The organism is Acinetobacter sp. EKM10A, from assembly GCF_011075215.1.
GTDB lineage: Bacteria > Pseudomonadota > Gammaproteobacteria > Pseudomonadales > Moraxellaceae > Acinetobacter > Acinetobacter baumannii.
The window spans coordinates 1-251 of record NZ_JAALLK010000055.1; the positions used below are offsets into that span (position 1 = coordinate 1).

The 251-nt window shown below is 48.2% G+C and carries 1 protein-coding gene; it reads left to right on the forward strand.

What is annotated here, in order from left to right; genetic code table 11:
- On the forward strand, window positions 1-251 hold a 251-nt coding region (locus tag G9371_RS19050; protein WP_165471312.1), incomplete at both ends, for a hypothetical protein.

Here is a 251-nt window from a genome sequence, read left to right on the forward strand (position 1 = left end):
TTAACCATTGATACAACTCCACAAGACCTGATTACAGCAATTACGGTTCCTGAAGACTTAAATGGCGACGGTATCTTAAATGCAGACGAGTTAGGCACAGACGGCAGCTTCAATGCACAAGTGGCGTTGGGACCAGATGCAGTTGATGGCACAGTGGTCAATGTTAACGGTACTAACTACACCGTGACTGCAGCTGACCTTGCGAATGGCTTCATCACAGCAACTCTGGATGCAACAGCAGCCGATCCTGT